Consider the following 13,150-nt stretch of genomic DNA (forward strand, 5'->3'; position numbering starts at 1 on the left):
GATGACCACCGCTGCGACGCCCCCGGCCGACACGCCCACGTCCACCGCACCGATCCTCGACGTCACCGGCGTCACCATGCGCTTCGGCGGCCTCACCGCCGTCAACGACGTCTCCCTCACCGTCGGCGAGGGCGAGATCATCGGCCTCATCGGCCCCAACGGCGCCGGCAAGACCACCTTCTTCAACTGCCTCACCGGCCTCTACGTCCCCACCGAGGGCCAGGTCCGCTACCGGGGCACCGTCCTGCCGCCCAAACCCCACCTCGTCACCCAGGCCGGCATCGCCCGCACCTTCCAGAACATCCGGCTCTTCGCCAACATGACCGTCCTGGAGAACGTCCTCGTCGGCCGCCACACCCGCACCAAGGAAGGCCTCTTCTCCGCCATCCTCCGCGGCCCCGGCTACAAGCGCGCCGAAGCCGAGAGCCGCGAACGCGCCATGGAACTCCTCGCCTTCACCGGCCTCGCCGAGAAAGCCGACCACCTCGCCCGCAACCTCCCCTACGGCGAGCAGCGCAAGCTGGAGATCGCCCGCGCCCTCGCCTCCGACCCCGGCCTCCTCCTGCTCGACGAACCCACCGCCGGCATGAACCCCCAGGAGACCCGCGCCGCCGAGGAACTCGTCTTCGCCATCCGCGACAAGGGCATCTCCATCCTCGTCATCGAGCACGACATGCGGTTCATCTTCAACCTCTGCGACCGCACCGCCGTACTCGTCCAGGGCCAGAAGATCGTCGAGGGCGACCGCGAGACCGTCCAGAACGACGAACGCGTCATCACCGCCTACCTCGGCGCCCCGCTGGAGGACAGCACCACCGCAACACCGGAGGACACCAAGTGACCGCGCTCCTGGAGGTCGAGGACCTCCGCGTCGCCTACGGCAAGATCGAAGCCGTCAAGGGCATCAGCTTCACCGTCAACCAGGGCGAGGTCACCACCCTCATCGGCACCAACGGCGCCGGCAAGACCACCACCCTGCGCACCCTCTCCGGACTCCTGCGGCCCACCGCCGGACGGATCGTCTTCGACGGCCAGGACCTCGCGACGGTCCCCGCCCACAAGATCGTGTCCCTCGGCCTCGCCCACTCCCCGGAAGGACGGCACATCTTCCCGCGCATGACCATCGAGGAGAACCTCCTCCTCGGCGCCTTCCTGCGCAGCGACACCGCCGGCATCGCCGCCGACGTGGAACGGGCCTACACCCTGTTCCCCATCCTCGGCGAGCGCAGGAAGCAGGCGGCGGGCACCCTCTCCGGCGGCGAACAGCAGATGCTCGCAATGGGCCGGGCGCTGATGTCCCAGCCCAAGCTGCTCATGCTCGACGAGCCGTCGATGGGCCTGTCGCCGCTGATGATGCAGAAGATCATGGCGACGATCGTCGAACTCAAGGCGAGCGGCACGACGATCCTCCTCGTCGAGCAGAACGCCCAGGCCGCGCTCTCGCTGTCCGACCGCGGCTACGTCATGGAGACCGGCCGCATCGTCCTCAGCGGCACCGGGGCCGACCTCCTGCACGACGAGTCCGTACGGAAGGCGTACCTCGGCGAGGACTGATCCCACCTACGGGGAAGGGCCCGGCAGAACGTTCTGCCGGGCCCTTCTCGCATGGGCGGGGGTTACTCCCCCTTCCCCTCCTCAGCCTTCTTACGGTCCTGGGCCTCGCCCTCTTCGATGACCGCCTCGGCGACAGCCGCCATCGTCATCCGCCGGTCCATCGACGTCTTCTGGATCCACCGGAAGGCAGCCGGCTCGTTCAGCCCGAACTTCGTCTGCAGCACGCTCTTCGCCCGGTCCACCAGCTTCCGGGTCTCCAGCCGCTGGGAGAGATCCGCGATCTCCTGCTCCAGCGTGCGCATCTCGGCGTACCGCGACACCGCCATCTCGATCGCCGGCACCAGGTCCGACTTGGAGAACGGCTTCACGATGTACGCCATCGCCCCGGCATCACGGGCCCGGTCCACCAGCTCCCGCTGCGAGAACGCGGTCAGCATGAGAACCGGAGCCAGGTGCTTCTCGTGGATCTGCTCGGCCGCCGAGAGGCCATCCAGGACCGGCATCTTCACATCGAAGATCGCCAGATCCGGCCGCAGTTCCTCGACCAGCCGCACCGCCGTCTCCCCGTCCCCGGCCTCGCCGACGACGGTGTACCCCTCCTCTTCGAGCATCTCCTTGAGGTCAAGGCGGATCAACGCCTCGTCCTCGGCGATCACAATCCGGGTGATCTGGGGCATATCGGTCTCAAGCGGCTGTGCCTGCTCGTCGGCGGCGCTCACGTGGCTCCTCGTTCCGGCGGGGTACTGCATGCACGAGGGTACCTAGACACGGTATGTTTGAACCCAGCAGGGTCGGGGGGCAACCTTCGAATCTGCAAGCGCCCCGGTAGCCCAGCGGAAGAGGCCATGGTCTCAAACACCATACAGCGTGGGTTCGAATCCCACCCGGGGTACTTTTCCTTCAAATCTAAAGCCGCTTAGGGCGACCTAACAGTTGGCGATCTTCACTAGTTCGAGTGGCAACTACCTCGTTCGCCCGCGCGTTTGACGCAGGGGGCAGAGGATCGCCCGCATGGCAGTTCGATCCGTTCGAGAGCAAGCAGTCCTCCTCATGCGCCGCGGCGTGCGCAACGCCGAGGTCGCGCGCCGACTCGGCGTTCCACCGGGCACGGTCTCCTGGTGGAAACACCAGGACCTCGCCAAGCGCAACGAGCTCCCGGGCCGAAAGCGCTCCAGCTGCGCCCACTGCTACGGCGACGAGCTCAACCGCTCCGCCTACGCTTACCTTCTCGGCCTCTACCTCGGCGACGGCCACATCCTCCTGCCAAACGAATACCGCCGCACGATGACTCTCCAAGTCACCTGCGACGACAAATGGCCAGGGGTAATGGACTCCGTTGAACAGGCCATGCGCCAGGTTTTCCCAAGGAACAAGCCCTGCCGAGTCCGGCGGACGGGCTGTCACGACGTCAAGCTCTACTCGAACCATCTGACCTGCCACTTCCCCCAACACGGCCCCGGAAAGAAGCACGAACGCACCATAGCCCTGGCGCCCTGGCAGCAGGAGATCGTCGATGCCCACCCCTGGGAGTTCCTGCGCGGCCTGATCCACTCCGACGGCTGCCGCATCACCAACTGGACCACCCGCACGGTCGGCGGAGTGAAGAAGCGCTACGAGTACCCGCGTTACTTCTTCACCAACACCTCGACCGACATCATCGGCCTCTTCACCGCCGCCCTCGACGCCGTCGGTGTTGAGTGGAAGGCCTCGATCCCCCGCTCCACCGGCCAGGTCAACATCTCCGTCGCCCGCAAGGACTCCGTCGCCCTCATGGACGCCCACATCGGGCCCAAGTACTGACGGTGGCGCGGCCCTTCCCCTGGAAGGGCCGCGCCGGGACGGATCACACGTCCAACGTCCCCACGTGGTGGACGCGGACGAGGTTGGTGGAGCCGGCGAGGCCGGGGGGTGAGCCGGCGGTGATGACGACGATGTCGCCCTTCTGGCAGCGGCCGAGGGAGAGCAGCGCGGCGTCGACCTGTTCGACCATCTGGTCCGTCGTGGGGGCGAAGGGGCCGAGGAAGGTCTCCACGCCCCAGGTGAGGGCGAGTTGGCTGCGTACGGCCGGTTCGTAGGTGAAGGCGAGGACGGGGATGGGCGAGCGGTAGCGGGTCAACCGGCGGGCGGTGTCGCCGGACTGGGTGAAGGCGATGAGGTACTTGGCGTGCAGGAAGTCGCCGATCTCGGCGGCCGCGCGGGCGACGGCGCCGCCCTGGGTGCGCGGCTTGCTGCCCGTGGTGAGCGGGGGGAGGCCGGCGGCGAGGATGTCGTTCTCGGCGGCCTCGATGATGCGGCCCATGGTCTTGACCGTCTCGACGGGGTACTTGCCGATGGAGGTCTCGCCGGAGAGCATCACCGCGTCCGTGCCGTCCAGCACCGCGTTGGCGACGTCGGAGGCCTCGGCGCGGGTCGGCCGGGACGCGTTGATCATCGAGTCGAGCATCTGGGTCGCGACGATGACCGGTTTGGCGTTGCGCTTGGCGAGCTTGATGGCGCGCTTCTGGACGAGCGGGACCTGTTCGAGGGGCATCTCCACGCCCAGGTCGCCGCGGGCCACCATGACGCCGTCGAAGGCGTCGACGATGGCTTCCAGGTTCTCGACCGCCTGCGGCTTCTCGATCTTGGCGATGACCGGGACGTACCGCCCCTCCTCGGCCATGATCCGGTGGACGTCGAGGATGTCGCGCCCGCTGCGGACGAAGGAGAGCGCGACGAGGTCGGCGCCGGTGCGCAGGGCCCACCGCAGGTCGGCGACGTCCTTGTCGCTGAGCGCGGGGACGGAGACGGCGACGCCGGGGAGATTGAGGCCCTTGTGGTCGGAGACGAGGCCGCCCTCGATGACGATGCACCGCACGTGCGGCCCGTCGACCTCGATGACCTCCAGGGTGACGCGGCCGTCGTCGACGAGGATGCGTTCGCCGCGCGAGACGTCGCCGGCGAGGCCCTGGTAGGTGGTGCCGCAGAAGTCCTTGTCCCCCACGACGCCGTTGTCGGTGGAGATCGTGAACTCGTCGCCGCGTTCGAGGAGTACGGGCCCGTGGGCGAAGGTGTCGAGCCGGATCTTCGGGCCTTGAAGGTCGACGAGGATGCCGATGCTGCGGCCGGTCTCGTCGGCGGCCTTGCGGACGCGGCGGTAGCGCTCCTCGTGTTCGATGTGGGAGCCGTGGCTGAGGTTGAAGCGGGCGATGTCCATCCCGGCGTCGACCAGGGACTTGATCTGGTCGTACGAGTCGGTGGCGGGCCCGAGGGTACAGACGATTTTTGCTCGGCGCATACTGCTGAGCGTAGGCATTACCGGCGCGTAACCACGACGTCGCTCCGGACCTCGGGATGACCTTTGCCGTAAGGCGAGTTGAACAATCTGACACATACTCGGACCGGTGTGCGACGGTCCCGGTCGCGGTGCTCGCTTCCGCGTCCGTCGATGCGATTCCGTGAAGGTTAGTTCACCCGTGGTTCATCGGCGCTTCAGCCGCCGCTCCCGGCCCGGCGGGACGCTCGTCACCCGGGGACCACCCGGTTGACGTAACGGACGAGGGGGAAGCGTTCGGTATGAGACGTGCATTGGGGGTGCTGGCAGCGCTGGTGCTGCTGGGCGGGGTGGTGTACGCGCTGATCCCGGATCCGGATCCGGGGGCGAAGAAGCTCACCACCGTCACCGGCCTGATCGGCTCGGAGAAGCGCGCCTTCTTCGAGAGCCAGGAGGTCAAGGGCGAGTTGGCGAAGCAGGGGCTGGAGGTGCACGCCGACTCCACCGGTTCGTGGACGATGGTCGACCAGGCGAAGCAGCCGAACCTCGACTTCGCCTTCCCGGCCAGCGCCTCCCCGGTCAAGGAGATCCAGCGCATCTGGGGCCTGCAGGACTCGCCGCTGGTGCCGTTCTACTCCCCCTTGGTGATCGTGACGCACCAGTCCGACGCCGAGGTGCTGAGGCAGAACGACCTGGCCGCGCACGCCGATTCGGGCATCTGGACGTTCGCGATGGACAAGTACCTGAACGCGCTGAGGTCCGGCTGGAAGTGGCAGGACCTCAAGGGCGCGGACGCGCATGCCGAGCTGTCCGGCCGGATCTTCGTGACCACCACGGATCCGCAGAGCTCGTCCTCGGGCGCGATGTACGTCGCACTGCTGTCGTACCTCCTGAACAGCCGCCAGCCGGTGTCCGACCAGGCGGGGATCGACGCGACCAAGGACGTCCTGCGCACGGCGACCTCGCTGCAGGGCGGCCAGAAGAGCAGCAGCGACGAGCCGTTCAAGGACTTCCTCGCGGGGGTCGGCAACCCGCTGGTGTTCGCCTACGAGTCGCAGGTCGCGCAGCTGGCGCTGAGCGGCGCGCCGACCGACGACATGGTGATGATGTACCCGGACACGACGATCTACTCGGACCACACGCTCGTCGCCCGCAACGACAAGGGCGCGAAGCTGGCCGGCCTGCTCCAGGACGACCCGGAACTCCGGCGGCTGGAGGCGAAGTTCGGCTTCCGCCCGCAGGCGGACCCGAACGTGTTCGCCAAGGAGGTGAGCGGCCGGAAGCCGAACTTCGCGCCCGATCTCACGACGGCGAAGGTGAAGCAGTGGCAGGTGCCGACCCAGGACGTCCTGCAGAAGCTGGTCGCCGCGGCGAAGGGGAACGCGCAGTGAACCGCCTTACCGTCAGCAGGACTTGGCGCCTGGCCGCGTCCGCCCTGGCCCTTCTCGTGGCGACGGCCTGCACCTCGTCCTCCCCGGCGCCGCCCCCGGCTCCCAAGCCGACCGACGCACCCGCGCCCACCGCCCGCCCGGGCGTGCTCCGCATCCTGGCGGGCAGCGAGCTGCAGGACATGGCGCCGATCCTCGACGAGGCGCAGAAGGCCACCGGGGTGACCGTCCAGTTCGCCTGGACGGGTTCGCTCGACGGCGCGGACGCCGTCTCCACGGGCAAGGCGGACGGCAGGTACGACGCGGTGTGGTTCCCGTCGAACCAGTACCTGCGGCTGGACGACGCCGGCCGGGCGAAGCTCCTCTCGGAGACCCCGGTCATGGTCTCCCCGGTCGCGGTCGGCGTGCGCTCGTCCGTCCTGGGCGGCCTGGGCTGGGGCGACGGTTCGAAGGTCACCTGGGCGCAGATCGGGGACGCGGCGGCGGCCGGGCAGCTGTCGTACGGGATGTCCGATCCGTCCCGCTCGAACTCGGGCTTCTCCACGCTGGTCGCGGTGGCCTCGGCGTTCTCGGGGGCGGGTGCGGCGCTGACCGAGGCGGACGTGCAGAAGGCGACGCCGTCGCTGAAGGGGTTCTTCACCGGCCAGAAGCTGACCTCGGGCTCGTCGGGCTGGCTGGCGCAGGCGTACACCCGGGCCGAGCCGGGCAAGGTGGGGGCGCTGGTCAACTACGAGTCGGTGCTGCTGTCGATGAACAAGTCGCTGCCCGCGGAGCAGCGGTTGACGGTCGTCCGCCCGGTGGACGGCGTCGTGTCGGCGGACTACCCGCTCTCGCTGCTCTCCTCCACCGCCCAGAGCGAGCGCGACTCCTTCCAGCGGCTCACCCAGTACCTGCTCAAGGAGGACGTGCAGAAGCGGATCTCCGAGGTGACGCTGCGCCGCCCGGTGACCCCGGGGGCCGCGGCGGCGTCGTCCCTGCCGTCGGACCGCCGCCGGGAGCTGCCGTTCCCGGGCACCCGGGCCGTCGCGGACGGGCTGCTGTCCTCGTACCAGAACGAGCTGCGCCGCCCGTCCCGGACGGTGTACGTGCTGGACACCTCCGGCTCGATGGAGGGTGCGCGGATCAAGTCGCTGAAGTCCGCGCTCGGCCGCCTGACCGGCACGGACGACACCCGCGGGGTGAGCCGCTTCCGGGACCGTGAGGAGGTGACGCTGATCTCCTTCGCGTCCGGGGTGAAGTGGACGAAGACGCACGCGGTGCCGGCGTCCGGCGGCCGGCCGGGGCCCGAGGCGGAGCTGGCGGCGATCAACGCGGACGTGCAGTCGCTGTCGGCCGACGGCGGCACGGCGCTGTACGACGCGCTGGAGGAGGCATACCGGGTGATCGACCGGCAGCAGAAGGCGGCCGGGGACGACCGGTTCACCTCGATCGTGCTGATGACGGACGGGGAGAGCAACGAGGGCGCCACGGACGGGGACTTCAGGAGGTTCCACGACGCGCTGGCATCCGGGCCGAAGGCGATCCCGGTCTTCCCGATCAGGTTCGGCGAGGCGGCGGTGAGCCAGCTCCAGGGCATCGCGGACCAGACCGGCGGCAAGCTCTTCGACGGGACGGGCTCGCTGGACGGCGTGTTCGAGGAGATCCGTGGCTACCAGTGACGGGCCGGGCCGGCGGGTGCTGCGGTACCTGGAGTCGGGCCGGAACCTGGTCGGCTGCGCGGGCGGCGCGATCGGGCTGGGGCTGCACTTCGCGGGCCTGGGCGGCGCGTGGTGGCCGGGTGTGGTGGCGGGCCTGTACGCGGCGGGCGCGCTGCTGACGCCCGCACCGCCCCCGCCACCGCCGCCCCCGCCACCTCCTCCGCCCCCGCCGCCTCCTCCCGTCGACCCCGAACTGGAGGCCCTGGCCGCCCACCTGCGCACCGTCCCGCTGCCGCCCTCCGCCAAGGTGGACGACCTGCTGGACGCGCTGCGCGCCGCCGGGCCGGGCCCGGCGGCCGGGCGGATCGTGCGGGACGGCCTGCCGCTCGCCGTGGCCGGCTACCTGCGGGCCCGCACGTGGCAGCCGTGGGCGGGCCCGGGCGCGCCGGACCCGGAGGCCGAACTCGCGCGCGAAGTGGGCCTGCTGAGCGCCCAACTGGCCTGAACCGGACACTCCGGTCGGCCGGAAACCGACCCTTATCACTCGCAGGCCCCGCGCACCCACGTCACGAACGAGTCGCCAAGATCTCACCTGTTGGAAACGTCGGAGGGCTATCAATCCAGCCATCCGCACGGCACACTTCTACGCGCGTCCTTCTACGCGCGTCGAGCCGTCATCCGTGCGAGACGAGCAACAGTTGACGATCCATTCGCCAGTTTTTGCCCCCACTCGGGAGAGTTGTCCATGTCCCTGAACCGCCGTGACTTCGTCACCCGGTCCGCCGCCACCGCCGCCGGCGCCGCCCTGGCCGGTGGAACCGCCTTCGCCGCCGCTCCCGCCGCCGCGGCCGCCGAGCCGGACACGGCACGGGCCAAGGGCAACAAGCACGACGGCGAGAGCCGCAAGCAGGCCTTCACCGTCATGGGCACCACCGACCTGCACGGCCGGGTGCTCAACTGGGACTACTTCACCGACGCCGAGTACGTCGACAAGGCGCACAACGCGGTCGGCCTCGCCAAGATCTCCACGCTGGCCAACCAGGTCCGCGAGGAGAAGGGCTGGGACCGCTGCCTGCTGATCGACTCCGGCGACATCATCCAGGGCACCCAGCTCACGTACTACTACGCCCGGGTCGAGCCGATCGCCACCGACGGCGACAACGTGCCGGACCACCCGATGGCCGTCGCCATGAACCTCATGGGCTACGACGCCGCCGCGCTCGGCAACCACGAGTTCAACTACGGCATCCCGACCGTGAAGGCCTTCGAGGACCAGCTGGAGTTCCCGCTGCTCGGCGCCAACGCGCTGCACGCGAAGAACGAGAAGCCCGCCTTCAAGCCGTACGTGATCAAGGAGGTGTGGCTGGACGAGGACACCCCGATCAAGGTCGGCATCCTCGGCCTCACCAACCCGGGCATCGCGATCTGGGACAAGGCCAACGTCAGCGGCCAGATGGTCTTCCCCGGCATCGTCGAGACCGCCGCGAAGTACGTGCCCCGGATGAAGGCCGCGGGCGCGGACGTCATCGTCGTCTCCGCCCACTCCGGCATCGACGAGGCCACCACCTACGGCGACCAGCTCCCCTGGCCCGAGGACGCCTCCGGCGAGATGGCCGAGAAGGTCCCGGACATCGACGCGGTGCTCGTCGGCCACACCCACAAGGAGGTGCCGCAGCGCCTCATCGTCAACAAGAAGACCGGCAAGACGGTCGTGCTGTCCGAGCCGCTGTGCTGGGGCCAGCGCCTGAGCTGCTTCGACTTCGAGGTCGAGCTCGTCGACGGCGCCTGGAAGGTGCTGTCGGTCTCCGCGCGCGTGCTGAACTCCAACACCGTGCCGGAGAACCCGGAGATCTCGAACGCCATCACCGACCAGCACAAGAAGGTCGTGGCGTACGTCAACCAGAACATCGGCACCAGCAAGATCGAGCTGTCGATCGCCGACGCCCGGTTCAAGTCGACCCCGATCGTCGACCTGATCGGCAAGGTCCAGGCCGACGCCGTGAAGGCAGCGCTGGCGGGCGGGCAGTACGCCAACCTGCCGGTGCTCGCGCAGGCCGCCCCGTTCAACCGCACCGCGCTGATCCCGGCCGGCCAGGTCAAGCTGCGCGACGCGGCCGGCCTGTACATCTACGAGAACACCCTGGAGGCCCGCATCCTGACGGGCGCCCAGCTCAAGGACTACCTGGAGTTCTCGGCGAAGTACTTCAACCAGCTCGCCGCGGGCGCCCCGGTGAACAAGGACACCCTGACCAACGCCGAGGACACCCCGGACTACAACTACGACTCGCTCTACGGCCTGAGCTACGACATCGACGTCTCGCAGCCGAAGGGCCAGCGGATCGTCAACCTGTCCTACCAGGGCAAGCCGATCGACCCGGCCGCCCAGTTCGTCCTCGCGGTCAACAACTACCGTGCCAACGGCGGCGGCAACTTCCCGCACGTCGCGACCGCCAAGGCGGTCTGGGCGAACTCCGACGAGATCCGCAACACGATGATCGCCTGGGTGAAGGCCAAGGGCGTCATCGACCCGGCCGACTTCTTCACCAACTCCTGGCGCCTCGTCCGCGCCGGCCAGCCGGTCTTCTAGGACCGTCCGCGAAGGCCGTCGGCCCGGGGCTCCTCGCCCCGCGCCGACGGCCTTCGCGGCGTTTCGCGGTGGAAGAACGGCACCATGAGCGAGCCCGGATCCCAGGGCGCCACGCACGGCTGCCGGCGTACGCGCGGAGCCTGACGCCTCCGGCCGGTTGGAAGATCGAGGTCTTCGGCGACGAGATCGTCATGACGGCCGGCCCATCGGTGATCCACCAGCGCAACCTCCTGCTGGTCCGCAAGCGGTTCGAGGCGCACGAGCCCGCCGAGGTGGATCGATGCCTCAGAACGGGAAGCGGCTGCGCCCGTGCTGGATCGAGATCCACTTGACCGTGGTGAACGCGTCCACCGTGTACTCGCCGTTGAGCCGCCCGACGCCGGAGTTCTTCTCACCGCCGAAGGGCACGACCGGCTCGTCGGCGATGGTCCCGTCGTTGACGTGGATCATGCCGGTCTCGATCCGGTGCGCCACCCGCACGCCGCGCTCGACGTCGCCGGTGTGCACCGCCCCGCTGAGGCCGAAGGGCGTGTCGTTGGCGATCCGGACGGCCTCGTCCTCGCCGTCGACGGGCACCACGAGCACGACCGGGCCGAAGAGTTCACGCTGCAGGATGGGCGCGTCCAGGGGCACGTCGGTGAGGACGACCGGGTCCATCAGGCTGCCGCTGACCTCGCCGCGCAGCAGGACGGTGGCGCCGGCCTGGACGGCCTGGTCGACCTGGGCGTTGATGGAGTCGGCCTGGACGGGGTTGATCAGCGGACCGATCTGGGTGGCCGGGTCCCTGGGGTCGCCGACCTTGAGCGAGGCGATCTTCGCGACGAACTTCTCGGTGAACTCGGCGACGACGCCGCGGTCCACCAGCACCCGGTTGGCGGCCATGCAGACCTGGCCCTGGTGGGCGAAGCGGCTGAACACGGCGGCGTCGACGGCGTAGTCGAGGTCGGCGTCGTCCAGCACGATGAGCGCGCTGTTGCCGCCGAGTTCGAGCACGGTCCGCTTGAAGTGCGAGGCGGCGACGGTGGCGACGTGCCGTCCGACCTTGTCCGAGCCGGTGAAGGAGATCACCTTGGGCACCGGGTGCTCGATGAAGGCGTCGCCGATCTCGGCGATGTCGGTGACGACGACGTTGAGCAGGCCGGTCGGCAGCCCGGCGTCCTCGAAGATCCTCGCGAGCAGCGTGCCGCCGACGACCGGGGTCTCCTGGTGCGGCTTGAGCACGACGCCGTTGCCCAGTGCCAGGGCGGGCCCGACGGCCTTGAGGGACAGGAACAACGGGAAGTTGAACGGGCTGATCACGCCGACGACGCCGACCGGGAGCCGGTAGAGGCGGTTCTCCTTGCCGTCGACCGGCGAGGGCAGCAGCCGGCCCTCGGCGAGCAGGGAGAGCTGCATGCACTCGCGCAGCATGTCCTTGGTGAGGGAGAGCTCGAAGCCGGCCTTGAGGGCGGTGCCGCCGAGCTCGGTCATGATGGCCCGGGTGATCTCCTCCTCGCGCTCCTCGACCAGGCGCAGCGCGCGCTCGAACACCAGCCGCCGGGTGTACGGGTTGGTGGCGGCCCACTCCTTCTGGGCGCGGGCGGCGGCGCGGTAGGCCCGGTCGACCTGCTCGACGGTGGCGACGGTGACGGTGGCGAGCTTGTCGCCCGTGTAGGGGTCGACGTCGACGATGTCCCAGGAGCCGTCGCCGGCCAGCCATTCGCCGTCGATGTACTGCGCCGCCAACTCGGAGAAGTACGACATCCGATCCCTCTCGTGCCTGAGAACGCTGAGAACGTGCCTAAGGAAGGAGCAACTGGAACACCTGTGACCAGATCTGATCGGTGCTCATCGTACTGATGGCCTACAGCTCTTGGCGTACGGAGCGAAGAAGTTCCCGGGTGCGTTCGGCGCCGAGGCTGTCGGCGAGGAGGCCGTCCATCGCGCCGGTGTACTCGGCGACCTCGGCGGGCTTGTCGAGGTAGAGCGCGGTGGTGAACTGCTCCAGGTAGACGACGTCGGGCAGTTCGGGTTCGGCGAAGCCGAGCACGGTGAACGCGCCGCCCTCGGCGCGCAGTCCGCCGAAGCCGAGCGGCATCACCTGGAGGTCGACGTTGGGCAGTTCGGTGAGGTCGAGGAGCCGGTCGATCTGGGCCCGCATCAGGTCGGGCCCGCCCCAGGGGCGGCGCAGCGCGGCCTCGTCGAGGACGGCGAGCAGGTGCGGCGCGCGCTCGGCGGTGAGGACCGCCTGGCGTTTGATCCGGACCTCGACGCGGCGCTCGATCTCGGCGGGCTCGGTGACGTGGCCGCCGGCGGCGATGACGGCGCGGGCGTAGTCGGCGGTCTGGAGGAGCCCGTGGACGAACTGGACCTCGTAGCTGCGGATCTCGGTGGCGGCCTCCTCCAGGCCGACGTAGTTCTGGAACCAGGGGGGCAGCACGTCGCCGTACCCGTGCCACCAGGAGGTGGCGTTGGCGTCGCGGACGAGGCCGAGGACGCTGGCGCGCTCCTGTTCGGCCTCGACGCCGTAGAGGGTGAGCAGGTCGGCGACGTCGCGTTCCTTGAAGCCGACCCGGCCGAGCTCCATGCGGCTGATCTTGGACTCGGAGGCGCGGATCGAGTATCCGGCCTCCTCGCGGCTGACGCCCCTGGCCTCGCGGAGCTTGCGCAGGTGGGATCCGAGCAGCAGGCGCCGCACCGTCGCGCCTCCGCCTGCCTGAGTCGTGCTCATCGCGTCAACCTCCGCACTCGCGCA

Annotated in this window: 11 protein-coding genes and 1 tRNA gene; 8 read left to right on the forward strand and 4 right to left on the reverse strand. The window is 69.3% G+C overall.

Annotation, left to right across the window (positions count from 1 at the left end):
- Position 1 precedes the first annotated feature (1 nt).
- The gene (locus ACWCXH_RS05745; protein WP_449800060.1) at positions 2–841 is read left to right on the forward strand and encodes an ABC transporter ATP-binding protein; all 840 of its coding nucleotides are present in this window, start codon (positions 2–4) and stop codon (positions 839–841) included.
- On the forward strand, positions 838–1,554 hold the full coding sequence (locus tag ACWCXH_RS05750) for an ABC transporter ATP-binding protein (protein WP_449800061.1): 717 nt from the start codon (positions 838–840) through the stop codon (positions 1,552–1,554). Before ACWCXH_RS05745 ends, ACWCXH_RS05750 begins: the two co-directional genes overlap by 4 nt.
- Positions 1,555–1,616: 62 nt before the next feature.
- On the opposite strand, the gene ACWCXH_RS05755 is transcribed toward ACWCXH_RS05750, so the two are convergent.
- Positions 1,617–2,231, reverse strand: coding sequence for an ANTAR domain-containing response regulator (locus ACWCXH_RS05755; protein ID WP_449800301.1), 615 nt, complete (start codon positions 2,229–2,231; stop codon positions 1,617–1,619).
- Between the two features lie 142 nt (positions 2,232–2,373).
- On the opposite strand from ACWCXH_RS05755, the gene ACWCXH_RS05760 reads away from it, so the two are divergent.
- Together ACWCXH_RS05760 and ACWCXH_RS05765 are read left to right on the forward strand one after the other, a co-directional pair.
- A tRNA-Leu gene (locus ACWCXH_RS05760) sits at positions 2,374–2,446 on the forward strand.
- A gap of 119 nt (positions 2,447–2,565) precedes the next feature.
- Positions 2,566–3,354, forward strand: coding sequence for a helix-turn-helix domain-containing protein (locus ACWCXH_RS05765; protein ID WP_449800062.1), 789 nt, complete (start codon positions 2,566–2,568; stop codon positions 3,352–3,354).
- A 43-nt stretch (positions 3,355–3,397) separates the two neighbouring features.
- On the opposite strand, the gene pyk is transcribed toward ACWCXH_RS05765, so the two are convergent.
- Positions 3,398–4,828 carry a pyruvate kinase gene (pyk, locus tag ACWCXH_RS05770; RefSeq protein ID WP_449800063.1) on the reverse strand — a complete coding sequence of 477 codons (1,431 nt, stop codon included), beginning with the start codon at positions 4,826–4,828 and terminating at the stop codon, positions 3,398–3,400.
- A gap of 278 nt (positions 4,829–5,106) precedes the next feature.
- Between pyk and ACWCXH_RS05775 the strand changes: the two genes are divergently transcribed.
- From ACWCXH_RS05775 to ACWCXH_RS05790, 4 genes are all read left to right on the forward strand, one after another.
- The gene (locus tag ACWCXH_RS05775) at positions 5,107–6,195 is read left to right on the forward strand and encodes a hypothetical protein (RefSeq protein ID WP_449800064.1); all 1,089 of its coding nucleotides are present in this window, start codon (positions 5,107–5,109) and stop codon (positions 6,193–6,195) included.
- On the forward strand, positions 6,192–7,850 hold the full coding sequence (locus ACWCXH_RS05780; protein WP_449800065.1) for a substrate-binding domain-containing protein: 1,659 nt from the start codon (positions 6,192–6,194) through the stop codon (positions 7,848–7,850). The genes ACWCXH_RS05775 and ACWCXH_RS05780 overlap by 4 nt, the downstream gene beginning before the upstream one ends.
- On the forward strand, positions 7,837–8,334 hold the full coding sequence (locus ACWCXH_RS05785) for a hypothetical protein (RefSeq protein ID WP_449800066.1): 498 nt from the start codon (positions 7,837–7,839) through the stop codon (positions 8,332–8,334). The genes ACWCXH_RS05780 and ACWCXH_RS05785 overlap by 14 nt, the downstream gene beginning before the upstream one ends.
- Before the next feature lie 240 nt (positions 8,335–8,574).
- Positions 8,575–10,416 carry a bifunctional metallophosphatase/5'-nucleotidase gene (locus ACWCXH_RS05790; protein ID WP_449800067.1) on the forward strand — a complete coding sequence of 614 codons (1,842 nt, stop codon included), beginning with the start codon at positions 8,575–8,577 and terminating at the stop codon, positions 10,414–10,416.
- 285 nt (positions 10,417–10,701) lie between these two features.
- Here the strand turns inward: ACWCXH_RS05790 and ACWCXH_RS05795 are convergent, their stop codons facing one another.
- Both ACWCXH_RS05795 and ACWCXH_RS05800 read right to left on the reverse strand, forming a co-directional pair.
- Entirely contained in the window at positions 10,702–12,159 is a 1,458-nt protein-coding gene (locus ACWCXH_RS05795) for an aldehyde dehydrogenase family protein (RefSeq protein WP_449800068.1), read from the reverse strand.
- 100 nt (positions 12,160–12,259) lie between these two features.
- Complete coding sequence (locus ACWCXH_RS05800) at positions 12,260–13,126, reverse strand: helix-turn-helix domain-containing protein (protein WP_449800069.1); 867 nt, start codon at positions 13,124–13,126, stop codon at positions 12,260–12,262.
- Between the last annotated feature and the right edge of the window lie 24 nt (positions 13,127–13,150).

This window comes from Kitasatospora sp. NPDC001660 (assembly GCF_053596725.1).

Coding starts and splice junctions, on each gene's coding strand:
- ACWCXH_RS05745 (WP_449800060.1), top strand. CDS start 2: ATGACCACCGCTGCGACGCCCCCGGCCGACACGCCCACGTCCACCGCA.
- ACWCXH_RS05755 (WP_449800301.1), bottom strand. CDS start 2,231: ATGCCCCAGATCACCCGGATTGTGATCGCCGAGGACGAGGCGTTGATC.
- ACWCXH_RS05765 (WP_449800062.1), top strand. CDS start 2,566: ATGGCAGTTCGATCCGTTCGAGAGCAAGCAGTCCTCCTCATGCGCCGC.
- pyk (WP_449800063.1), bottom strand. CDS start 4,828: ATGCGCCGAGCAAAAATCGTCTGTACCCTCGGGCCCGCCACCGACTCG.
- ACWCXH_RS05775 (WP_449800064.1), top strand. CDS start 5,107: ATGAGACGTGCATTGGGGGTGCTGGCAGCGCTGGTGCTGCTGGGCGGG.
- ACWCXH_RS05790 (WP_449800067.1), top strand. CDS start 8,575: ATGTCCCTGAACCGCCGTGACTTCGTCACCCGGTCCGCCGCCACCGCC.
- ACWCXH_RS05795 (WP_449800068.1), bottom strand. CDS start 12,159: ATGTCGTACTTCTCCGAGTTGGCGGCGCAGTACATCGACGGCGAATGG.
- ACWCXH_RS05800 (WP_449800069.1), bottom strand. CDS start 13,126: ATGAGCACGACTCAGGCAGGCGGAGGCGCGACGGTGCGGCGCCTGCTG.